We start from the raw sequence: 23,542 nt of genomic DNA, 5'->3' as shown, positions 1-23,542 counted from the left end.
CCCGAGGTCACTGTTCGGGCCATGTTCGATCGGTTTTTGCGCGCCTGCCGTCGCGAAGGGACGGACGTCACGCCCGTCTGGTTCATGCGACAGGCCGGCCGCTACATGGCGGAGTACCGCGCGCTTCGCGAAAAACACACGCTGCTCGAGATCTGCAAGACGCCGGAGCTCGCGCTCGAGGTCACGCTGCAGCCGCTGCGGCTCGGCGTCGACGCCGCCATCCTGTTCGCGGACATCCTCCTGCCGCTCGAACCGATGGGCGCGCCGTTCTCGTTCGAGAAGGGCGAGGGGCCCGTGATCCACGCGCCGGTGCGCGATCGCGCGGACATCGATCGGATGCGCGTCTTCGAGCCGGAAGAAGGCCTCGGCTACGTGCTCGAAGCGATTCGCCTGATCCGGCGCGAGCTCGACGGCAAGACGCCGCTCATCGGCTTCGCGGGCGCGCCGTTCACGATGGCGAGTTACCTCGTCGAGGGCGGCAAATCGTCGGACTACTTCCGCACGAAGCAGCTCATGTGGGGCGATCCCGAGTCGTTTTCGCTGCTGATGAGCAAGATCTCCGAGGTCGTGCGGCGTTACCTGCACGCGCAGGTCGAGGCCGGCGCGCAGGCGGTGCAGCTCTTCGATTCGTGGATCGGCGCGCTCTCGCCCGAGGACTACCGGACGCACGTGGCGCCGCACGTGAAGAACATCCTCGAGAGCGTGGAGAAGACGGGCGTGCCGGTGATCCACTTCGGCACGAACACGTCGACGCTGCTCGAAGCGCAGCGCGACTGTGGCGGCACGGTGATCGGCGTCGACTGGCGTTTGCCGCTCGGCGAGGCGTGGAAGCGCATCGGCTACGATCGCGCGATCCAGGGCAACCTCGATCCGCTCCTGCTCTGCGCGCCGCGTGACGTGGCCGCGGCGCGCGCGCGGGCCGTGCTCGCGGAGGTCGCGGGCAGGCCGGGGCACATCTTCAACCTGGGGCACGGGATCGTGCCGCAGACGCCGGTCGACAACGTGAAGGCGCTCGTCGACGTGATCCACGCGTACCGGCACGAGGGCGCGACGTGAGCGCTCGCCGCGTCGTCGTGGTCGGCGGCGGCGTGACGGGCCTCGTCGTCGCCTACCGGCTGCTCTCCGCGCAAAAAGGCACGCGGTTCGAGGTCACGCTGCTCGAATCGCGGGCGCGGCTCGGCGGCAACATCCAGACCGAGCGCGAAGGCGGCTTCGTGATCGACGGTGGGCCCGACTCGTTCGTCGTCGCCAAGCCTTTCGCCACGGATCTCTGCAAGGAGCTCGGCCTCGGCGAACGGCTGATCGGTACGACGCCGAAGAATCGTCGTGTGTACATCCCGCGCCGCGGCGCGCTGCACACGATGCCCGAGGGCCTCGTGCTCGCGGTGCCCACGCGTTTCTTGCCGTTCGCGCGGACGCCGCTCTTCAGCCTGCCGGGCAAGGCCCGCATGGCGCTCGACCTCGTGTTGCCGCAGCGCCCGAAGGAAAAGGGCGACGAGTCGATCGGGAGTTTCATGCGCAGGCGCCTCGGCAGAGAGGCGCTCGACGTGCTCGGCGAGCCGCTGCTCGGCGGCATCTACGCGGGCGACGTCGATCTGCTCAGCATCCGCAGCACCTTCCCGCAGCTCGCCGAGCTCGAAGATCGTCACGGCAGCCTGATCCGCGGCGCGCTCGCCGAGCGCCGGAAAAAGCCCGCGACGAACGGGCCGCCGCCGAGCCCGTTCCATTCGCTCCTCGGCGGCATGGGCGAGCTCATCGAGGCGCTCGCTCGGCGCATCGAGAAGGCGGGCGGCGATATCCGCGTGGGCGCGCCCGTCGTCTCGGTCGAGCGATCGAGCGGCGCGGATTCGAAAACGCCGGCGCGCTGGGTCGTGCGGTACGGGGCGCGGGACGGGCAGACCGAGTCGATCGAGGCCGACGACGTGGTGATGGCGGCGCCTGCGCACGCGGCGGCGAGCGCGCTCGAGCCCATCGACACGGAACTCGGCGCGCTCCTGCGCGGCATCCCGTATCTCTCCACGGGCACCGTCGTCCTCGCGTATGCGCGGCCCGACATCCCGCATCCGCTCGACGCGGTGGGCGTGGTGATCCCCAAGGACGAGCGGCGTCGCATCCTCGCGGCGACGTTCATCTCCAGCAAGTGGACGGGCCGCGCCCCGCAAGACGCGGCGCTCGTGCGCGTCTTCGTCGGCGGGCATCGGGATCCCGGCGCGCTCGCGGCGAGCGACGAGGCCCTCGTCTCGCTCGCGCGCGAGGAGCTCGGCTCGCTCATCGGCGTTCGCGCCGCGCCCATGCTCGCGCGTGTTTTCCGGTACGAGCAGGCGAATGCGCAGCCGATCGTGGGGCACGCGGCGCGGGTGCGGCGCATCCGCGACATCGCGCGCAGGCTCCCGGGCCTCCACTTCGCGGGCGCTGCCTTCGACGGCGTCGGCATCCCCGACTGCGTGCGGCAGGCGAACGAGGCCGCGGAGGCCGTCGCGGCCCGCTGAGTTTCGCCTATACTCCCGAGCGCGCGGAGATGTGCGAGTTACTCGGGATGGAGTGCAACGTCCCCACGGACATCGTCTTCTCGTTCTCGGGCTTGTGCCAGCGAGGCGGGAAGACGGGCCCGCATGCGGACGGCTGGGGCCTATCGTTTTACGAGGGGTACGCGGCGCGTGTCTTTCTCGAACCGACGCCTGCGGCCGAGAGCCCGCTCGCGCGGTTCCTCGCGCAAAACCCGATCAAGACGATGCTGGCGATCGGCCACGTCCGCAAGCGCACGCGTGGGCCCATGAGCCTCGCGAACACGCACCCGTTCGCGCGTGAGCTCTGGGGCCGGCACTGGGTCTTCGCGCACAACGGCACGCTCCCGCGCGTCAAGCAGCGCAAGCTCGGCCGCTTCACGCCCATCGGCACGACCGACAGCGAGTACGCTTTCTGCGTCCTGCTCGAAGAGCTCCGACGCACCTTCGACGATTACCCGCGCAGGCCGAGCGAGCTCTGGCAGGTCGTGGCGAACGTCGGCGCGCGTATCGCGAAAGACGGCACGTTCAACTTCCTGCTCGGTGACGGCCGGCACCTGTTTGCCCGGTGCGGCACGCGGCTCTGTTACATCATCCGGCAGGCCCCGTTTGGCCTCGCGCACCTCGCGGACGACGATCTCGCGGTCGACTTCTCGGCCGTGACCACGCCGCGGGATCGCGTGGCCGTCGTGGCGACGGCGCCGCTCACGAAGAACGAGACGTGGACGCAGGGCAAACCCGGCGAGATGTGGGTCTTCGATCACGGCCGGCTGCTCGCGACGTTGCCGTCGGGCGCTCCGGATCGTCGGCCTGCGCGGGCCTCCCGCGAGCCACGCGCGAGCGCGACGCGAGGCCTCACGGCTTGAGGTGCTTCTGGATGTCCCGAGCGCACGAGTCCGTCGCTACCGTCCCGAGCGGGCACCTTGCATTCGTACAATCGTCGCACAACAATGTCGTAAACCTCGCCGTGGTAGCCCCTGGGCGACCGGACATCCGAGACGAGACGCGACGAGGACGAAACCCAGTAATCGAATTCACCTTGACGCCTGCGCGGGGGGATGGATACGCTGAAGCTGGAAGACTGGCTGGATCCGGGTGATTGAGCTTGGAACGGGCGTCTTTCGAGGGGCCCCGCTTCGATTGCTTGTCGACGAGACCGAAGTAGCAGGCAGACCGGGCTGAAACCGCGTGAACGACTTCGACGAAAAGACTCGCGTTACCACGGTGGTGCAGCCCCCGCCGGGTGGGGGTGAGGCGCCTCGGCTCGGGACCGACTGCCTCGTCGTCATTTACACGAAGGAGCCGACGCTGCTCGGCAAGCGCTTCGTGCTCGAGCACAACCCGACGCGGGTCGGCCGCGGCGCGGACAACCACGTGGTCCTCGACGGCGACTCGGTGTCGCGTCGCCACGCGCAGTTCCGCCAGCAAGGCAGCTACTGGGTCGTCGTCGACGACGGCAGCACGAACGGCACGTACTGCAACGACGAACAGATCTCGCGCGAGGTCGTCCTGAAGAACGGCGACCGCGTGAAGATTGGCCCGACGATCTTCAAGTTCCTCTCCGGCGCCGACGTCGAGGCGCAGTACCACGAAGAGATCTACCGGATGACCATCATCGATGGTCTCACGCAGATCTACAACAAGCGCTACCTCTACGAGGCCCTCGAGCGCGAGATCATCCGCGGCCGCAGGCACGATCGTGATCTGTCGATCCTGATGTTCGACATCGACCACTTCAAGCGCATCAACGACGTGCACGGCCACCTCGCGGGCGACTACGTCCTGAAGGAGGTCGCGCGCGTCGTGCAGTCGCGCATCCGCCGCGACGAGGTCTTCGCGCGGTACGGCGGCGAGGAGTTCTCGATCGTCCTGCCCGAAACCTCGCTCCAGGGCGCGATCGCGCTCGGCGAAACCTTGCGGCAGAAGGTCGCGGACAACGCGTTCGTTTTTCAAGCCGACAGCATCAAGGTGACGATCAGCCTCGGCGCCGCCATCCTGCAGGAGAGCGATCGCTCGGCGCAGGACCTCATCAAGCGCGCCGACGAAAAGCTCTACATGGCGAAGAGGACCGGCCGAAACAGGCTGTGCTCGTAATCCCGGAGTCCCTCGGCCCCTCCGGGGGACGCTTGTGTCCACGCCTGCCCGCCACGCTCGTGCGTGCTAGTTGAAACGACATGCCCCTCAGCGAGTTTCCCGCCCCCGCAGAGGAACAGACGGGTGATCAGCTCCCCGAGATCCGTGTGCCGCCTCCGGGCCCCGCGTCGCGCAGCCTCCTCGGCAGGCTCGAACGCGTCGAGTGCCCGGCGTTCGGGACGCGGAGAAAAACACGCGAGGAGTCGAGCGGCGCCGAGATGACGCCGATCGTCCTCGCCTCGGGCAAGGGCGCGAACCTGTTCGACGTCGATGGCAACCGCTACGTCGACCTCGTGGCCGGCTTCGGATCGCTCCTGCTCGGTCACGGCGCGACGAGCGTCACGCGCGCGATCGAGGCGCAGACCGATCGGCTCATCCAGGCGCTCGGCGACGTGTACGCCGCCGACATCAAGGTCGCGCTGCTCGAACGGCTCGCGTCGCTGCATCCAGGCCCTTCGCCGCGCGTGCTGCTTTGCCAGAGCGGCAGCGACGCCATCACGGCCGCGTTGAAGACGGTGACGCTCGCCACGGGCAAACCCGGCGTCGTCGCGTTCGAAGGCGCGTATCACGGCCTCGGCTACGGGCCGCTCGCGGCGCTCGGGCTGCGCGAGAGTTATCGCGAGCCGTTCAACCTCCAGCTCAACCCGCACGTCTCGTTCGCGCCGTATCCCGCGGCGGAGGCCGATCTCGATCGCTCGCTCGGCGCCGTGGAGAAGGCGCTCGCGGCGGGCAACGTCGGCGCGGTGCTGGTCGAGCCGATCCTCGGCCGCGGCGGCATCGTCGTGCCGCCCGAGCGGTTCTTGCGGGACCTCTGCGAGCTCGCGCATCGGTACGGCGCGCTCGTGGTCGCCGACGAGATCTGGACCGGGCTCGGTCGTTCGGGCTCGATGGTGCGATCGACGGCCGTGGGCGCGTCGATCGACGTGCTCGTGCTCGGCAAGGGCCTCGGCGGTGGCTTGCCGATCGCGGCGTGCATCGCGGCCGACGAGGTCATGCAGGCGTGGGCGCGCGAGGGCGAGGTCGTGCACACGTCCACGCACGCAGGCGCGCCGCTCGCGTGCGCGACGGCGATCGCCACGCTCGATTCGCTCCGGTTCCGCCAGCTCGTCGCGAAGACGCGCGAGATCGGCGCGCGGACGAAGGAGTACCTCGCGGCGGTGCTCGCGGGCGCGCCGGGCGTCGTCGAGGTGCGCGGCGAGGGCTTGATGCTCGGCGTCGTGTTCGAGAGCGGCGCGCTCGCCTTGCAGACGATGCGGCGCATGCTCGAGGCCGGTTACGTGGTGATCACGGGCGGACAGAAGGGCGAGGTGATCACCTGGACGCCGCCGCTCACGATCGCCGAGGAGCAGCTCACGGCGGCGGCGAACGCGATGAAGGCGTCGCTCGGTTGACGGGATGACCGAAGGCCGCTCGCTTGGCGGCCTTGCCTCGCTCCTGCTAGGAATCGCCGCGTGACGGTACGGCCGACGAGCGAAGCGCTGCACGAGCGCGTGCGGGCGTTCGTCGAGGGAATCTTGCGCGGCGCGCCGCCCGAGCCCTTCGACGACCTCGCGCTCGCGCTCGCGCGTTTCCAGGCCACACACGTGCCCGCCCTCGGGCGCCTCGTCCGCGCGCGGGGCATCGATCTCGCGAGCGCGCGTGATGCCTCCGTGATCCCCGCGCTCCCTTGCGACGTCTTCCGCCTCGCGCGCATCGCCGCGCACGCGCCGGTTGAGGACATGCGCGTGTTCCGGACGAGCGGCACGTCGCAGGGCAAGGAGGCGCGCGGGGAGCATCCGTTCCGCACCACGGCGACGTACGAGCTCGTCGCGCTGCGCTGGGGCGAGCGAATGCTCTGGCCGGATCGTCAAGACCTTGGCGTCCTCGTGCTCGCGCCGTCCCTCGAAGAGGTCGCCGACTCGTCGCTCGGCTTCATGCTCGATCTCTTCGCCCGCGAGCTCCGCGGCCCGGCGAGCTTCCACGTGCGCGAAGGCGTGCTCGACATCGAGGGCGTGGCGCGCGTCGCGGCCGAAGCGCGCGCCTCGGGGAAACCCGTGCTCGTCCTCGGCGCATCCTTCGCGTTCGTGCACCTGCTCGACGGCGCCGGGACCCGAGATTTTTCGCTCCCGCCGGGCAGCCGCGTCATGCAGACGGGCGGCTTCAAAGGCCGCTCGCGCGAGGTCGAGCCGACCGAGCTTCGGCGCGCGATCGCCTCGCTGTTCGGCGTCCCCGAGGCCCACGTGGTCGGCGAGTACGGCATGACCGAGCTTTCGAGCCAGCTCTACGAAGGCACGCTCGCGGCTGCGCTCGGCGCTCGAACCACGACGCGGCACGGCGTCTACGTCGCGCCGCCGTGGATGCGCGTGACCGCCTGCGACCCCACGACGCTCGCGCCGCTCGCGCCGGGCGAGACGGGCATCCTGCGGTTCGTCGACCTCGCGAACGTCGACTCGTCCGTGGCGATCCAGACGTCGGACCTCGGGCGCGTGACCGACGAAGGCGTCGAGCTCTTCGGCCGCGCGCCGGGCGCCACGCCGCGGGGATGCTCGCTCGCGATCGACGAGGTCCTCTCGCGCGGTTCGTCATGAGCGCCGAGGCCGAGGCGCGGGCGCGCGTTCTGCGCGTGATCGCCGCGGGCCGGCGGATCCAGGATCCGAACGATCCGCTCGGCGCCGAAGCGCGGGCGCGTTTGCCCGCGGTCACCGGGCTCGATCCGAAGGGCGTCGAGCTCGCGCTCTCCGCGCACCTGGAGACGCACGCGACCGACGCCGAGATCGACACGCTCCTCGCGCGCACGGGCCGCGCGCCCCGCTGCCACGTCATCCTCGCCGCGAACGTCTGCACCGCGCCGCTCCGCGCGCTCGCGCTCGCGGCCGCGACCTCGCCCGACATCGTCGTCCGTCCCTCGCGCCGCGATCCCGTCGTCACCGACCTCCTCGTCCGCGCGCTCTCCGCCGACGAAGCGTTCGTCCGGACGCACCACGCCTCCCTCACGCGCGCCGCATCCATCACGCCCGCGCCGGGCGACGAGCTACACGTCTACGGCTCGGACGCCTCGATCGAAGCCGTCACACGAGGCCTGCCGGCAGGCGTCTGCGTGCGCGGACACGGCACCGGCCTCGGGCTCGCAGTCATCGGCGGGGACGCTCCGATCGACGACGCCGCCGCGTCCCTCGCGTGGGACATCGTCCCCTTCGATCAACGCGGCTGTTTGTCCCCGCGCTTCGTCCTCGTCGAGGGCGGAGAAGCCCGCGCGGAGCAGTTTGTCCAAGCGCTCGACGCCGCCCTCTCCCGCGCCGCCGCGCGTGTCCCCCGCGGCCCCCTCGACCCTGCTCTCGCCGCGGAAATCGCGCTGTACGGCGCCTCCATGGAGGCCGTCGGCCTCTTCCTCTCGCGCCCCTCGCATGCCGTCGGCTTCGACCCTTCTCCATGCGCGCTCGTCCTGCCACCACCTGCGCGTGTCGTTCACGTCGTCGCGCTCGCGCCCACCGATGCACCAAACCTCCTCGCCCCGTGGGCCCCGTTCGTCACAGCCATCGGCCTCTGTGACGACGGTCTCCTCGCGCGCGCCGTCTGCGAACGCGCACCGTTTGCGCGATGCTCGCCGCTCGGCGCGATGCAGCGCCCGCCTCTCGATGGGCCCGTGGACTTGCGCCCGTCCCGCGCTTGATCGGGACTGACTGCGACCGCTTTCCAAGACCGCCCCTCCTGGTATGGTACGGCCCGAATGCCGTCGCGTCCCTCCGACGAAGTCCAGATCGACCCCGCCGTGACGCCGGTCGTCTCGACCTTGCCTCCGCCGCCCGAGTCGCAGAACCCGACCCGACGCGAGGTTCGCCTCGACCGCGTCCTCGACTTCGTTTCGTTTGTGGCCAAACCGATGCCGCTCTCGGTCCTCCTCGACGAGGCCCCGAAGCGCATCGCCGCCATCGTCCAGGCCGAGATCGTCTCGCTCTACCTGCTCGAAGGCGACGGCAACGCGCTCGTCCTGCGCGGCAACGTCGGTTTTCCCGTGGGCGCGCGTGGCACCGTGCGCATGACCGTCGGCGAGGGCCTCACGGGCACGGCCGTCGCGACCCGTCGGCCCGTCGCCGTCGTGAAAGCGCCCGGCGATCAGCGCTGGCGCGCGTTTCCGTTCATCGACGAGGACCGCTACCCCGTCTTCCTCGCCGTCCCGATCCTCGGCTTCGACCGCGTGCTCGGCGCGATCGTCGTGCAGCGCGCGGGCGACAGAGCGTACCGCCCGAGCGACGTCCGTCTGCTCGTCGCGCTCACCGCGCCGATCGCCTCGGCGATCCGGCATGCCGAGGTGCTCCGGGAGCTGCGCGACAAGAAGCTCCGTCGTACCGGCGGCGGCACGCGCAAGGTCACGCTCCCCGGCGTTCCCTCGGTCCCGGGGCGTTCGCTCGGCGCCGTCGCGGCCCTGCGCAGACCGGCCACGTCCCCGCAGCGCAAGGGCACGGTCGAGGATCCGAAGCTCTTGCGCGGGGCCTGGAACGCGGCCGAAAAAGCGCTCTCGTCACTCGTCGCCCGCGCGCAGAACCTCGGGCTCGCGCGCGAGTCCGCGTTTCTCTCCACGTACGAGCTCATGATCGGCGACCTGCGCTTGCGTCAGCGCGCGTTCGAGCTCGTCGCCGAGGGCCACGGCGTCGCGCAGGCGCTCGGCCTCGTCGCGCGGGAAGGCGTGCGCGCGGCGAACGGCATCGTCGGTGATCCCTTCCTGCAAGAGCGCGCGCGCGACATGGAAGACCTCTGCGACGCGCTCGTCATGCTCGCGACGCCCGACGCGCGCGCCGAGCTCCCGACGAAGGCCGTGCTCATCGGCGATCGTCTCACCGTCTTCGACCTCGTCGTCTCGGCGCGCACGCATCCCGTGGGCGTCGTGCTCAGCGAGCGCGCCTCGGATCCCCGCACGCCCGTGCTCTTGCGCCTCCTCGGCGTGCCGTCGATCACGCAGGTCGAGGGCCTCTTCCAGTGGGCGTCTCCCGGCGACGTCGCGCTGCTCGACGCCGATCACGGCTTCCTCGTGATCAACCCGTCACGCGCCGAGATGGCCTCGATTCGCGCCGAGCGGAAGAAGGGCAAGGCGCCGCCCGACGCGTCCGAAACGAACGAGGCCGAGGCCGAGGCGGACAGCGGCGAGATGGAATGAAGACTCGCGCGCGGCGTGATCACGCGCGCTTGGTTTCGTGCTGTCGTCGAGAACGTCCGTCCGATGCCGTGCGCGCGAGACGCACGGCACGGACGTTTGGCTTCAGGAGGCCGGCTTCGGCGCGGGGCTCTGCTGCGCCTGCGTCTGGGCTTCGGCGGCCTTCTTCGCGCGCCAGCGGGCGAGCCTGCGCGTCTGGCGGACCTTCTCTTTGGCACGAACCTGCGGTTTCTGAGGCATGCCCCCCGTATAGCCGATCCCCCCGGGGGGGCGCTACCATCCCGCGAGAGGTTCGTGCATGAAAACCCTGGTTTGCCGCTGTGAGGACGTGACGCTCCACGAGCTCGAAGCGGCGCTCGAGCGTGGCTACCGCGACATCGAGTCGGTCAAGCGGTACACCGGCTTCGGGACTGGCTGGTGTCAGGGCAAGTGGTGCCTCGCGCTCTGCGCGCGCCTCGTCGCCGAGCGCGGCGGCGACGTCGACAAGCCCATCACCCCGCGGCCCCCGTACCACCCCGTTTCGCTCTCCGTCCTCGCGGGCCTCGACGACCTCGACCTGCCCGGCGGCGGCCCGCACCACGGCGAAGGCCACGAACCGAAGGGCTGATCACGCAGGCACGGCGCGCACCTCGTCCGCGCCGTGCCGCTCCACGTAGTCGGGCCTGAGGCCCGGGCACGCATCGAAGTACCGGCAGCCTTCACAACCCGCGGGCTTCACGCCTCCCGTGAGGCGCGAGTTTTTCAGATCGAACACCTCGTCCGGCGTCACGACCCGCACGAGGTCCGCGCCCGGATGCCGCACGTGATCCTCGTATCCCGGCAAAAAGCAGCGCGGGATGTGCAGCGCGTGCACCTCGTAGCCTCCTTCCCGCGCCGTCTCGAACGCCTCGCGCGCCTTCGCGGCCACGTCCGAGAGCCGCGGGAGCTGATGCACGTTCGCGCGATTGTTGTCCGTCAGCGACACGAGCCACAGCCGGAAATGCCGGATTCCCTGCGCGAAGAGCCCTTCGACCCAGCCGCGCACGTCCCGGTACGTATCTTCCTTCAGGATCAGATCCGCGATCGGATCGAGCTTGCGCGCGACGAGGTTCTCGATCGCCTTTCGCCTGAGCTCCGCCGTGCCTTCGCGTTGCACCGTCTCCTCGTACGCCGCGTCGGCCTTCGCGTGCATCGACACGTGGAACTGATCGACGCCTGCCTCGACGAGCAGATCCAGGTACGGCGCGTGTGCGTACCGGAGGCCGTTCGACGCGACCTTCACGTGCTCGAACCCGCGCTTCTTCGCGTACCGCACGAGCGCAGGCAGATCGCTTCGGATCGTCGGCTCGCCGCCGGTGAACGCGACATCGCGGAAGCCGCGTGTGGCAGCCCGATCGATCTCCCGCGCCACCTGTTCCGTGGACAGCGCGCGACGCCGCATCGCATCGGTGATCGTGCAGTAGGTACACGCGAGGTTGCAGTCGTAGCCGAGGACCACGTCGAGCAGCGGCACGCCTCCCATCGTATCAGACGAGTCGGACGAGCCTTCCAAACCCCCTTGCGCGCCCGCGGCCTCTGGTCCACGTTCCCGCCCCATGGCAGCCCTCGCTGGCCGAGTTTCCGTTCTCCTCGCGCTCGCGTTCGTCTGTCCCGCGTGCACCACGCTCGCCACGGGGCCGGACTGGACCGGGGGTGGCCTCGAAACGATCGGGCCTGCGCGGGCGGCCGAGCGCGAGGCTGTGGAAGAGCGCGAGCGGCAGCGGCTCGCGCGTTTGCCGACCCGCATCGGCGCGCGCCACATCCTCGTCATGCACCAGCGCTCGCAGCAGCGCCCCGAGAACGTCACGCGCACCCGCGAAGAGGCGAAGAAGAAGGCCGAGGAGTGCCTGCGCGCGCTGCGCTCGGGTGCGGCGTGGGAGTCGGTCGTCACCGAGTGCTCCGACGAGCCCGGGGCGGCCGAGCGTGGCGGGGATCTCGGCCAGTTCGAGCGCGGCGCCATGGTCAAGGCCTTTTCGGACGCGGCCTTCGAGCTCCAGATCAACGAGATCAGCGAGGTTGTCGAGACCGCTTACGGTTTTCACATCATCCAGCGCACCGAGTGATCGTGCCCTCGGGCGCTTGGGGCTGCTTCGATCCCTGATATGTTCGAGGCATGCAGGCGTGGAGGACGGAGGAGCACCATCGACTGGCCCAGGAACGCGAGCGCGTCCTCCGCTGGAAGGACTGGGGCCCCTACGTCGCGGAGCGCGCCTGGGGCACGGTGCGCGAGGACTACAGCGCGAGCGGTGATGCCTGGGGGTATTTTCCGCACGACCACGCGCAGAGCCGCGCCTATCGATGGAACGAGGACGGCCTCGCGGGGATCTGCGATCGCACGCAGAGCCTCTGCCTCGCGCTCGCCCTGTGGAACGGCCGGGATGTCATTCTGAAAGAGCGCCTCTTCGGCGTCACCAACGCCGAGGGCAATCACGGCGAGGACGTCAAGGAGGTCTACCATTACGAGGACGCGACCCCGACGTCGAGTTACCTCCGTTTCCTCTACAAATACCCCCAGCGCCGATACCCCTACGAGGACCTCGTCGCGGGCAATCGAATGCGCGGCGGCGACGAGCCCGAGCTCGAAACCTGGGACCTCGGCCTCTACGACGAGGGCCGTTATTTCGACGTCCGTGTCGAATACGCGAAGCGCACGCCCAATGACATCTTGATGGTCGTCACCGTCGAGAACCGCGGCCCCGAGGACGCCCCGATTCACGTCCTGCCGCAGCTCTGGTTCCGCAACACCTGGTCGTGGGACGAGGTCGTCGTCGCGCCGCCCGAGATCCACGAAGGCGACCGCGGCGAGGGGTTCGTGTCGCTCCGCTGCAGTCACCACGACCTCGGCGAATTCCATCTCTACATCGAGGGCGACGATACGACCCTCCTGTTCACGAACAACGAGACCAACACCGAGCGCCTCTTCGGCTCGCCTTCGCGCACGCCCTACGTCAAGGACGCCTTCCACGCGCGCGTCATCCACGGCGACGAATCCAAGACGAACCCCGAGGGCCGCGGCTCGAAGGCGGCGGCGTGGCGCGTTTTCAACGTCCCTGCCGGCGGCCGCGTCGTCCTCCGCGCGCGGCTCAGCCCCGCGCCCGAGCGGGCCCCGTTCGAGGGCTCGGACGAGCTCCTCGCGAAACGCAAGGCCGAGGCCGACGCGTTTTACCTGGCCATCCAGGGCCCGCACATGTCGGACGAGCGCCGTTCGATCCAGCGCCAGGCCTCCGCGGGCCTGCTCTGGTCCTTGCAGTTTTACCATTACGACGTCGACGTCTGGCTCCGCGGCGACGCGCTCGCGCCGCCGGCCGAGCGGCTCCGCGGCCGGAACAAGGATTTCCGCCACCTCTCGGTCGCCGACGTCATCTCCATGCCGGACAAATGGGAATACCCCTGGTTCGCCGCCTGGGACCTCGCCTTCCATGCGCTCGCGCTCGCGCCGATCGACATGGACCGCGCGAAAAACCAGCTCAAGCTGATGGTCAAGGAGTGGTACCAGCACCCGAACGGCCAGGTCCCCGCCTACGAATGGGAGTTCGGCGACCTCAATCCGCCGATCCTCGCCTGGGCCGCCTACCAGCTCTACAAAATCGAGCGCAAGCAGCGCGGCAAGGGCGACCGCCTCTTCCTCGAACGCATGTTCCACAAGCTGCTCATCAATTTCGCCTGGTGGGTGAACAAGCGCGACGCCGAGGGGAACAACGTCTTCGAGGGCGGCTTCCTCGGCCTCGACAACATCTCTGTCTTCGACCGCAGCGAGCCGCCCCCGCCCGGCGTGAAGCTCGAACAGGCCGACGCGACCGCGTGGATGGCGATGTATTGCATCGACCTCATGCGCATCGCGCTCGAGCTCGCGATGGAAAACTCCGCATACGAGGACGCCGCGAGCAAGTTCTTCGAGCATTTCCTCCGCATCGCCTACACCTTCCATCACGCCGAGCCCCCCGAGATCCCGCTCTGGGACGACGCCGAAGGGTTTTACTTCGACATCCTCACCGTCCACGGACAGCCGCGCCACCTGCCCGTGCGCTCCATGGTCGGCCTCATTCCGCTCTTCGCCGTGCACGTCATCGGCCCCGAGGTCCATCGCAAGCTCGACAACTTCCGCCGTCGCATGGAGTGGTTCCTCGGGAAAAACCCTCACCTCGCCGAGGCCCTCGTCAAGCGCCCTGACGGCCGCTATGTCCTCACGGCCATTCCGCCCGGCAAGCTCGAACGCGTGCTCGGCCACCTCTTCGACGAGGACGAGTTCCTCTCGCCGTTCGGCCCGCGCTCCCTCTCGAAGGAGCACGCGCGGCGGCCCGTCGTCGTTTGGCAAGGAAAACAGCGGCTCGAGGTCGGCTACGAGCCGGGGGAATCGAAGAGCCGCATGAAAGGCGGGAACTCGAACTGGCGTGGACCCGTCTGGATGCCCACGGCATACATGATTTATCGCTCCCTCCTCCGCCTCGAACACGGCTTCGGCGACATCCTGCGCGTCCCGGCCACGCGCACGCACGGGCCGCGCACGCTCGGCGAGGCCGCCGACGAGATCGCGGCCCGCCTCGTCGCCCTGTTCGAGCGTGGCCCCGACGGGAAAAGGCCCGTCTACGGCGATACCGACATCTTCCAGTTCGACCCCCATTTCCGGGACAACCTTCTCTTTTACGAATACTTCCACGGCGACACCGGCGAGGGGCTCGGGGCCTCGCACCAGACCGGCTGGACGGGCCTCGTCGGGGATCTCGTGCTGCGACTCGAACGGCATCGGAGGCACGATTCGGCATGAGCCGCCTGGGCAAAGGAGACGAGCGGGGGCAAACGACCCTCGCCGCCGTCCTCGCGTCTCCCATGCAAACCCCCGAGGCGGCCGCGCGCATTTCGCTCGCGCTCGCCCTCACGCTCGACGAGCTCCACCGCGCGGGCCGCGTCCACGGCGATCTATCCCCCACGACGATCCTCGTCGATCCCGCGTCGGGGGACGCATTTCTCTCGGATTCGGGCCCGCGCAGCGGAGGTGATGGTCGCGTGCCTTCCCGCGAGGCCTCGCTCGCGTATGCCGCCCCGGAGCGTACGAGGCGCGCGAGCCGCGGGTTCGACGGGCGCGCGGATCTCTATTCGCTCGGCGCCCTCTTTTACGAAATGCTCACGGGGGCGCCGCCCTTCGTCGCCGCCGACCCGCTGGCGCTCGCCCACGCGCACCTCGCGCGCGCGCCCATACCCGCGCACGAGCGCGCCGCGTCCGTTCCGCGCGTGCTCTCCGACATCGTGCAAAAGCTCCTCGCGAAGGCGCCCGCGGAGCGTTATCAAACGGGCCGCGCGCTCGCGCTCGACCTCGAACGATTCTTGCGTGAAGGCCCCGAGGCCGCGCCTTTTCCGCTCGGCACCGGCGACGGCCCCGACGATCGGCGCCTCTGGGACAAAACCTTCGGCCGTGAGGCCGAGGCCCGCGCGATTGCCGAATCCGTGCAGCGGGCCATGTCCGGCGCGCTCGAGCTCGTGCTCGTCGTGGGCCCAGCCGGCTCCGGCAAATCCACGCTCGTCGCCGAGGCGCGCGAGCGAATCACCCAGCAGGGCGGCCTGTTCGTCACGACAAAACCCAAGGAAGGCGCCGCTCCCCGCGCGCCGCTCGCCGAGCTCGTCACGGCCCTCGCGCGCCGCGCCCTCGCCGAGCCGGAAGAGCGCCTCGAAACGATCCGCGCCCGCCTCCTCGATTCCCTCGACGGTGAGGGCGCCGTGCTCGAAGACCTCGCGCCCGACGTCGCCCTCGTCCTCGGGAAATCGCCGCCGCTCCCCGAGCTCGGCGCCGCAGAATCACGCCGCCGCGTGGGGCGCGCCCTTTCCGCCTTCCTCCGCGTCTTCTGCGAGCGCTGGCCGCTCGTCGCCGTCTTTTTCGACGACCTCGATCACGCCGATTCCGACACGCTCTCCATTCTCGGCGACGTCCTCGCCGACGAGGGCCTCTCGCATTTGCTCGTCCTCGGCGCGGCGCACGAGGAGGACATCACGCCTGCGCGGCCGCTCGGCGTTTTCCTCGCATCCATGGCTTCGCGCGCCGTCGCCCTGCGAAAGGTTTTGCTCGGCCCGCTCGAGCCCGACGACGTGGGGCGCATCGTCGCCGACGTCCTCTCCGTGCCCGAGCACGAGGTCGCGGCTCTCGCGCGCCTTCTGCACCGCAAATCGCGCGGCAATCCATTCCTCGTCCTGCACGTGCTCGACGCCCTCTTCTCCGAGGGCCTCGTCGATCGGGATCCCGCGACGAACGCCGTTCGGTGGGACGAACGGCGCATTCTCGAAGTCCCCATTCCGGACGACGCCGCCCGCTTCGTGGCCGACCGGCTGAGCAAGCTTTCCCACGAGGCGCGCCGCGCCCTCGGCGCCGCGGCCGTGCTGGGCCATGGATTCGAGGAGGACAAACTCGAAGCCGTGCTCGACGCGCCCGAGTCCGGCCTCTCCGCGGCGCTCGCCGAGGCGATCGATCTCGGGATGATCGTCCCGGGGACCGGCACCTACCATTTCGTCCACGAAAAAGTGCGCGAGGCGGCGCGATCGCTCCTCGAAGGGGATGAGCGGGCGCGCGTGCACCTCACCATGGGCCGCGCCCTGCGCGCCGAACCCGGCGCATCCGACGATCGGCTCTTCGAGGTCGCCCACCATTTCCGCGAGGGCGCCTCGCTGCTCGACGACGAAAACGAACGCCGCGCCGTCGCGCGCCTGCTCTTCGAGGCGGGCCGCAAGGCCCAATCGCAGGCTGCTTTTCACGTCGCCGTCGATTTCTACGACGCCTCCGCCTCCCTCCTCTCGCCGCCCGCGCTCGCGTCGGATCCCGCATTCGCTCTCGGGCTCTTCGCCTCGCGGGCCGAATGCGCGTACATCGAAGGTCACGCCGAGCGCGCCGAGGCGCTTTTCTCCGAGGCGCTCTTGCACGCGCAGACGCCCCTCGAACGAGCGCGCGTGCACGGGCAGCGCCTCGCCCTCCGGGTCTCGCGCGGCCGATACATGGACGCGATTGCCGCCGGGCGCGAGGGATTGTCCGAGCTCGGCGTCGTTTTGCCCGAGCGAGGGGCCGAGGCCGCGTCGCTCCCGGGGGCGCTCGCCGAGATTGCGCGCCTCCTGGGCGGGCGTTCACCGGAGGATCTCGCGCGCGCCCCGCGTATCGAGGATCCACGCGTCGTCGCCCAGCTCGATTTGCTCACGGCGCTCGTCCCGCCCACGTACATCGCCGATCAGGCCCTTTATCTCGTGGTCATCGTGCGCCTCGTCGCCGCCTGCGTCGAGCACGGCCACGCCGACGTCGCGGCGTATGCGTATGCGAGTTACGCCCTCATGCTGGCGATGATCCTCGGCGACGCAAAGACCTCGCGGGGCTTCTTCGACCTCGCGGTGCTGCTCGAAGATCGCATCGAAAACCCGGCGCTCCGCGGCAGGACGTCCTGGACCATCGGCGCGTGCTCCACGCCGTTCTTGCCCGTCCGGCACGCGCTCCCGTTCGTCGAGCGCGGGCTCGTCCATAGCCTCGAAATGGGCGACGTCCCGTACGTCTCGTATTCGCTCTACCTCGGCGTTGCCCTGCGATACTGGGCGGCCGAGCCGCTCGCCTCCGTGCGCGAGGCGTGGAGCAAGGCGTCGGTGATCCTGCCGGACGTGCTGGATCCGCTCGCCACGCACACGCTCGCCACCTTCGGCCGGATGCTCGACGCCCTCGAAGGGCGCACGGAGGGGCCCACCTCGTTCGACGGCGACGATTTCGACGACGCAGCGTTCGTTCAGACAATCGATGCGAATTTCGGATATGCGGCGTGCATGCACCACGCCCTCCGGGCGCAGCTCTGCTTGCTCCACGGCGATCTCGACGGCGCGCTCGTATGGGCCGAGCGCGCCGAGCAGCAGATGGCCGCGGGCATGTGGCTCTACCTCGAGACCTTCGCCACCTTCACCATTGCGCTCACCTTCGCGGCGCGCCTCTCCGGCGCGGACGAGGCCGAGCGCGCGCGCCTCCGGGAGCGCCTCGCGCCCCACCACACGAAGCTCGGCGCCGGGGTCGGGCTTTTTCCGGACAACTGGCTGCCGCTGCATCGCCTCGTATCTGCGGAAATCCAGGCCGCGGAGGGGCACCACGGCGAGGCCCGCGAGCTTTACGACGAGGCGATCGAGGCGACCCGGAAAAACGGGTTCTTGCACCACGAGGCGCTCGCCTGCGAGCGCGCCGCCCAGTATTATGCCGGCCGCGGAAGGCCCGAGCTCGCGCGGCCTTATCTCGAAGCCGCGATGCGCGCGTATTCGCGCTGGGGCGCGACGGCGAAGGTGCGCGACCTCGAATCACGGCACGCCGACGTCTTCGGCCCGAAATCGTCCGAGGATTGGGGCGGCCTCGTCGCCGCGGACAAACCGGCTCGGCGTACCGAGCGCCCCTCGCGCGGCGGCCGATCGCTCGACGTGATGGCCATCGTGCGCGCGGCGCAGGCCATCGCCGGCGAAAACGACCTCGAACGCCTGCTCGAACGCCTCCTCCGCACCGTGCTCGAAGTCGCGGGCGCCGATCGCGCCGCGCTCGTCCTCGTGCGCCGCGGCGAGCTTTTCGTCGGCGCCACCTTGACCGTCGACGGCGCGGACGTCGGCGCCATGCGCCCGCTCGCCGAGGCCTCGGGCGTCGCGCCGAGCGTCGTGCAATACGTCGCCCGCACGCGTTCGTCGGTCGTCATCGGTCGCGGCGCGGCGGGAACGCCGTTCGAGGCCGATCCGCACCTCGGGAGCGCCGCGCCCCGCTCCTTCCTCGGATTGCCGCTCGTCCACCGCGACGCCCTTTCGGGCATTCTTTATCTCGAAAATCGCCTCGTCGAGGATGCATTCTCGGAGGACCGCGTCGAGCTGCTCTCGCTCCTCTCGTCGCAGGCGGCGATCGCGCTCGAAAACGCGGTTCTCCTCGCCGATGTCCGGCGCCGCACGGACGACCTCGCGCGGGCGAACGACGGCCTCCAGGCCGAGCTCTTGCGCCGGGCCAAGGCCGAGGCGGAGCGCGCCTCGCTCGAGCAGGCGATGATCGAAATGCAGCGCGCGCGCCTCGCCGAGCTCTCCGCGCCGCTCGTACCGATCACCGACAACGTCATGGTGATCCCGCTCGTCGGCACCGTGGACGCTGCGCGCGCCGAGGATCTCCTGCGCGTCGCGCTCGAAGGCGCGAGCAAGCGGGTCTTGCGTGCGCTCATCATCGACATCACGGGCGTGCGCGTGGTCGACAGCCACGTCGCGGCCCGCTTGCTCGACACGGTCCGCGCCGTCGAATTGCTCGGCGCCGAGGTCGTGATCACTGGTATCCGCGGTGACGTCGCGCAGGCGCTCGTGAAGCTCGACATCGACTTCGGCGCGAAGGTCCCCACGCGGAGCACGCTCCAGGCGGGGATCGCGTATGCCCTTTCCCGCTGCCGACGCTAAAATCGATTCGACCGAGGACCCCTCACCGACCTTCGCCGATCCGTCCCCTGCGCTCGTTTCCGTCTTCGCGTGCTCCACGCATGACGAACGGCCGCTCGGTGTGGTAATGCATAACGAGGAGCCGTGCGAACGACGTACTTCCTTCACGCATGGGTTTTGGCGCTCGGGCTCGCCTCCGCGGGTTGTGGCGGGCCCGAGGTCCCGCGGCGCGATTGCACGACCGTGATCTGGGCCGAACCCGGCTCGGGCGGCGACATACGCGTCGAAGGAAGCTGGGACGACTGGGCCGAGACGAAGCCCCTCGAGCAGCGCGACGATGGTTGGTTTCTGCTCCCATTGAATCTTTCCCCCGGGGAGTACGGATACCGCATCGTTCGCGACGGCAAGCGATCGCTCGACCGGCTCAATCCGCTGACCACGTGGAAGGGCGACGAAGAGGTCTCGCTCGTGATCGCCGAGAGCTGCGGCGCGCCCGAGATTCGTGTCGACGCGGTCGATGTCTCCGGCGACGAGGTCACGGTGAGCGGCGTTTTTCTGGCCGCGCCCGAGGGGGCCGCGCTCGACCCCACGTCGCTCCGGGCCGAGCACCGCGCCGGCGGCGAGATTTTGCCCTGGAACGCGCAGGCGTCCGACGGGCGATTCACGTTCGTCGCGCGGGGACTCGGCCGCGGCAAGCATACCTTCACGATTCGCGGCGCCGACGAATCCGGGAGCGAAGCGAGCCCGAAGATCGCCGTCGCGTGGATCGATCCGGCCCAGGCCTCGTGGCGCGAGGGGCTCTTGTATCACCTCATGATCGACCGTTTTCGGGGTGATGCGGGCGCGCCGCTCGCGCCGCTGCCTCCGGACAAATCCGGCTCGCGCGCGGGCGGCACGCTCGACGGCGTGCGCGCCGAAATCGAGCGCGGCACGTTCGACGAGCTCGGCGTCACGGCGCTCTGGATTTCGCCCGTCTACACGAATCCGATCGAGATTCGCGAGGGCCGCGGCGATGGCCGGCCTTATGAAGGATATCACGGCTACTGGCCGCTCGAATCACGCGGGGTCGAGCCGCGGATCGGCGGCGAGGATGCTCTCCGGTCCATGGTCGACGAGGCGCATCGGCACGGGATCCGCGTCCTCTTCGACCTCGTGCCCAATCACGTCTACGAGCACAACGAGCGATACATCGCGAACCGGAACAAGGGCTGGTTCAACGACGGCGTCGACAAATGCGTGTGCGGCTCGCCCGGCTGCGGCTGGAGCGAGAAGATCTCCACGTGCTGGTTCACCTCGTACATGCCCGACGTGCGATTCGAGCACCCCGATTCGATGCGCGCCGAGGTGGACGACGCCGTCTTCTGGATGAAGGAGTTCGACGCGGACGGCGTGCGTATCGACGCCGTCCCCATGATGCCGCGCGCGGCCACGCGCCGGATCACGCATGCATTCAATTGTCTCGCCGCGGGCAAGGACGCGCTTTTTTCGATCGGCGAGGTCTTCACCGGCCCCGGCGCGGCCGGCATCGAGAGCATCCGCTATTTCCTCGGCCCGCATACCCTCTCCGGCGCCTTCGATTTTCCCCTCATGTGGAAGCTCCGTGAGGTCTTCGGCCTCGACCGCGGCAGCCTCTCCGAGCTCGAAGACGTCCTCGTCTCGACCGACGCTGCCATCGAAGGTTCGGGCGCGGTGCTCGGCCGCATGGTCGACAACCACGATACCTCGCGGTTCGTCTCCGAGGTCACGGGCGACGGCGCGAACGACCCCTGGTACGACAAACCCGCGCAGCCCACGGATCCGATCGTGTATGCGCGGGCCAAGATGGCGCTTGCGTTCATCCTGACGCTCCACGGCCTGCCGGTGCTTTATTACGGAGACGAGATCGCGCTCGCCGGCGCGGGGGATCCGGACTCGCGGCGGGTGATGCCCGATCCCGCGACCGTCGGGCCTTTGCAATCCGAGGTGCGGGACCTCGTCCGCAGGCTCGGGGCTTTGCGGCGCTGCTCGCCTGCGCTTCGCACGGGCACGCGCAGGCCCATCGTGGCCACCAAGGACGAATATGCTTATCTGCGCGACGCGGGGGATGGGGATCCGGTGCTCGTGTTTTTCGCGCGCAAGACGGCGCAAGTCTCCGTGCCGACCGGCGCCGTGCCGCTCGGCAATTACGTCGACGTGATGACCGGCGAGACGATCGAAATCACCGCCGGCGGCGCCGTCCCGCTCGAAGCCCTCTCCTTCCGCGTGCTCGTGCGCGCGGGGAGCCCTTGCCGTAACCCCTCACCCTGACGGGCCTCCGAATGAAAACTTCGATGAAAACGTTCACAGCGCTCGCCCTCTCGGGCCTCCTCGCCGCGCCCCTGGTCGGCGCGGCGTCCTGCTCGAGCGACGACCTCAATGGTTATCAGCCGCCCGATGGATTGGGCGGCTACGATCCGGGGGAAAAACCCCCGGTGCTCAGCGGCTCCGGCTCCGGCGTCGGCGCGGGCGGCCCCGGCCAGGGCGGCGCGGGCGGCGGCGAGCCCCCGGGCCCGCCCATGTGTGACGACAGCTTGAAGCGCTGCGATTACCTCTTCACCTTGGCCGACATGGGCCAGAGCAGCGTCGTCGTGCGCGGGAACTTCGCGGCCGACGGCTGGGACGTCGGCGTCCCCATGGAGAAGGCGAACGGGCAATGGGAAGCCACCGTCCCGATTCCCTACAACCAACCCGTGCAGTACAAGTTCGTCGTCGACGGGAACAACTGGATCAACGACCCGGGCAACCCGAACACGATCGACGACGGGTTCGGCGGGAAAAACAGCCTCGTCACGCCCACGACCTGTGACCCCTGGACGTGCGACGATCCGCCGGAGGACAGCCCTGTCGAGGCCTGGCGCGACGCGGTCCTTTATTTCGTATTCGTCGACCGATTCCTCGACGGCGACGCCTCGAACAACGGCACGCCCGTGCCGAACGTCCCGCAGGCCTCCAATTACCAGGGCGGCGACTGGCAGGGCGTCATCAACAAGATCAAGGAGGGGTATTTCACGAAGCTCGGCGTGAACTCCCTCTGGCTCACGGTCCCGATCGACAACACCGAGCTCGCCGGCTTCGGCAACGACGGCAAGAACTACAGCGCCTACCACGGCTACTGGCCGAAGGATTTTTACAAGGCCGAGGAGCGCTTCGGCACGATGGCGAAGCTGAAGGAGCTCGTCGACGAGGCGCACAAGGTGAACATCACCGTCCTCATCGATTACGCCGCGAACCACGCGCACGACTCGGCCCAGGTCTACAAGGACAACGCGAGCTGGTTCTGGCCGAACACGAACGGCAGCGGCGGCAACTGCGTCTGCGGCGAGGGCTGCTCCTGGGACGGCGCGACCACCGAGAAATGCTGGTTCACGCCCTACCTGCCCGATTTCAATTACGAGAACGCGGCGGCGCGCAAGTACAGCATCGACAACATGGTCTGGTGGTGGCAAGAGACCGGCATCGACGGCTTCCGCCTCGACGCGCTGAAGCACATGCACATCTCGTGGCTCACCGAGCTTCGCTCGCGCGTGACGGCCGAGATCGATTCGGTCACCGGCAAGCATTTCTACATGGTCGGCGAGACGTACACGGGCGACAAGGCGCTCATCAAGAAATACGTCAATCCGTCGACCATGCTCGACGGCCAGTTCGACTTCCCGCTCCGCGCCGAGATCTGCTCGAAGATCCTCATGCGCCAGGGCACGATGCAAGATCTCGAGGGCTTCATGAACGGCAACGACGACGCGTACGGCAATGGCGTCATGAGCACGTTCATCGGCAACCACGACCTGCCGCGCGTCATTCATCTGGCGCAGCAAACCCCGCTCTGGAGCGACGCCTGGGATGGCGGCAAGAACATGAACTGGCAAAACCAGCCGGGCTTGCCCTCCGGGGTGGACGCATTCGAGCGCATGGCGAACGGGTTCACCCTCATCATGACCACGCGCGGCGTGCCGCTCATCTATTACGGCGACGAGATCGGCCTGCCCGGCGCGGGTGACCCGGACAATCGGCGCTTCATGCAATGGAACGGCTACTCCGCCGGCCAGACCCTGCTCCGCACGCACCTCGAAAAGCTCGGGCAAATCCGCAAGGATCACATCGCGCTCCGTCGAGGGAAGCGCTCGTCGCTGTGGGCCTCGAACGATACGATGGCCTACAAGATGGTGCATGCGACCGAGACGGTCTACGTCGCCATCAACCGCGGCGATATGCAGGGCTCCGTCGGAAACTTGCCGAGCGGCAACCTCACGAACTTGCTCACGGGTCAGGCGGTGAGTGGTCCCACTGTAAACCTCCCGCCACGCAGCTCGATGATTCTCGTGCAGTAATTTTCCACGTCCGGCGGGCGCGTCAT

General features: G+C 69.1%; 16 protein-coding genes. 14 read left to right on the top strand and 2 right to left on the bottom strand.

Going from position 1 to position 23,542, the window contains the following annotated elements:
• Positions 1 to 21 precede the first annotated feature (21 nt).
• The 8 genes from hemE (at position 22) to QHF84_RS10230 (ending at position 9,768) form a co-directional block, all read left to right on the top strand.
• Entirely contained in the window at positions 22 to 1,056 is a 1,035-nt protein-coding gene (gene hemE / locus QHF84_RS10265; RefSeq protein ID WP_281313044.1) for a uroporphyrinogen decarboxylase, read from the top strand.
• The gene (hemG, locus tag QHF84_RS10260; RefSeq protein ID WP_281313043.1) at positions 1,053 to 2,489 is read left to right on the top strand and encodes a protoporphyrinogen oxidase; all 1,437 of its coding nucleotides are present in this window, start codon (positions 1,053 to 1,055) and stop codon (positions 2,487 to 2,489) included. The genes hemE and hemG overlap by 4 nt, the downstream gene beginning before the upstream one ends.
• 29 nt (positions 2,490 to 2,518) lie before the next feature.
• Positions 2,519 to 3,370 carry a class II glutamine amidotransferase gene (locus QHF84_RS10255; protein WP_281313042.1) on the top strand — a complete coding sequence of 284 codons (852 nt, stop codon included), beginning with the start codon at positions 2,519 to 2,521 and terminating at the stop codon, positions 3,368 to 3,370.
• A 322-nt stretch (positions 3,371 to 3,692) separates the two neighbouring features.
• Complete coding sequence (locus QHF84_RS10250; protein WP_281313041.1) at positions 3,693 to 4,598, top strand: GGDEF domain-containing protein; 906 nt, start codon at positions 3,693 to 3,695, stop codon at positions 4,596 to 4,598.
• 80 nt (positions 4,599 to 4,678) lie between these two features.
• Positions 4,679 to 6,028: an aspartate aminotransferase family protein gene (locus QHF84_RS10245; RefSeq protein WP_281313040.1), complete on the top strand. Its 1,350-nt coding sequence runs from the start codon at positions 4,679 to 4,681 to the stop codon at positions 6,026 to 6,028.
• A gap of 60 nt (positions 6,029 to 6,088) precedes the next feature.
• Positions 6,089 to 7,204 carry an acyl-protein synthetase gene (locus tag QHF84_RS10240; protein ID WP_281313039.1) on the top strand — a complete coding sequence of 372 codons (1,116 nt, stop codon included), beginning with the start codon at positions 6,089 to 6,091 and terminating at the stop codon, positions 7,202 to 7,204.
• The gene (locus QHF84_RS10235) at positions 7,201 to 8,286 is read left to right on the top strand and encodes an acyl-CoA reductase (RefSeq protein WP_281313038.1); all 1,086 of its coding nucleotides are present in this window, start codon (positions 7,201 to 7,203) and stop codon (positions 8,284 to 8,286) included. The genes QHF84_RS10240 and QHF84_RS10235 overlap by 4 nt, the downstream gene beginning before the upstream one ends.
• Positions 8,287 to 8,343: 57 nt before the next feature.
• Positions 8,344 to 9,768, top strand: a complete 1,425-nt coding sequence (locus QHF84_RS10230) for a GAF domain-containing protein (protein WP_281313037.1) — start codon at positions 8,344 to 8,346, stop codon at positions 9,766 to 9,768.
• A gap of 102 nt (positions 9,769 to 9,870) precedes the next feature.
• Here QHF84_RS10230 and QHF84_RS10225 read toward each other — a convergent pair whose 3' ends face one another.
• A complete protein-coding gene (locus QHF84_RS10225) occupies positions 9,871 to 10,005 on the bottom strand; it encodes a hypothetical protein (RefSeq protein WP_272419605.1) in 135 nt (44 codons plus the stop codon).
• A 58-nt stretch (positions 10,006 to 10,063) separates the two neighbouring features.
• On the opposite strand from QHF84_RS10225, the gene QHF84_RS10220 reads away from it, so the two are divergent.
• Positions 10,064 to 10,372: a (2Fe-2S)-binding protein gene (locus QHF84_RS10220; protein ID WP_281313036.1), complete on the top strand. Its 309-nt coding sequence runs from the start codon at positions 10,064 to 10,066 to the stop codon at positions 10,370 to 10,372.
• Here the strand turns inward: QHF84_RS10220 and QHF84_RS10215 are convergent, their stop codons facing one another.
• Positions 10,373 to 11,257 (bottom strand): radical SAM protein, encoded by an 885-nt coding sequence (locus QHF84_RS10215; protein ID WP_281313035.1) that lies wholly within the window; start codon positions 11,255 to 11,257, stop codon positions 10,373 to 10,375.
• An 82-nt stretch (positions 11,258 to 11,339) separates the two neighbouring features.
• Here QHF84_RS10215 and QHF84_RS10210 point away from each other — a divergent pair, with 82 nt between their 5' ends.
• The 5 genes from QHF84_RS10210 (at position 11,340) to QHF84_RS10190 (ending at position 23,516) form a co-directional block, all read left to right on the top strand.
• Positions 11,340 to 11,846: a peptidylprolyl isomerase gene (locus QHF84_RS10210; RefSeq protein WP_281313034.1), complete on the top strand. Its 507-nt coding sequence runs from the start codon at positions 11,340 to 11,342 to the stop codon at positions 11,844 to 11,846.
• A 50-nt stretch (positions 11,847 to 11,896) separates the two neighbouring features.
• Complete coding sequence (locus QHF84_RS10205; RefSeq protein WP_281313033.1) at positions 11,897 to 14,548, top strand: glucosidase; 2,652 nt, start codon at positions 11,897 to 11,899, stop codon at positions 14,546 to 14,548.
• A complete protein-coding gene (locus tag QHF84_RS10200) occupies positions 14,545 to 19,191 on the top strand; it encodes an AAA family ATPase (RefSeq protein WP_281313032.1) in 4,647 nt (1,548 codons plus the stop codon). The genes QHF84_RS10205 and QHF84_RS10200 overlap by 4 nt, the downstream gene beginning before the upstream one ends.
• 123 nt (positions 19,192 to 19,314) lie before the next feature.
• Positions 19,315 to 21,456: an alpha-amylase family glycosyl hydrolase gene (locus tag QHF84_RS10195; RefSeq protein WP_281313031.1), complete on the top strand. Its 2,142-nt coding sequence runs from the start codon at positions 19,315 to 19,317 to the stop codon at positions 21,454 to 21,456.
• Positions 21,457 to 21,479: 23 nt separating this feature from the next.
• The gene (locus QHF84_RS10190; protein ID WP_281313030.1) at positions 21,480 to 23,516 is read left to right on the top strand and encodes an alpha-amylase family glycosyl hydrolase; all 2,037 of its coding nucleotides are present in this window, start codon (positions 21,480 to 21,482) and stop codon (positions 23,514 to 23,516) included.
• Positions 23,517 to 23,542 lie beyond the last annotated feature (26 nt).

The sequence above is a fragment of the Polyangium sp. y55x31 genome (assembly GCF_029946505.1).
Lineage (GTDB): Bacteria > Myxococcota_A > Polyangia > Polyangiales > Polyangiaceae > Polyangium.
Note: the sequence above shows the minus strand (reverse complement) of the source record. Positions and strands in the feature narration are given on the sequence as shown.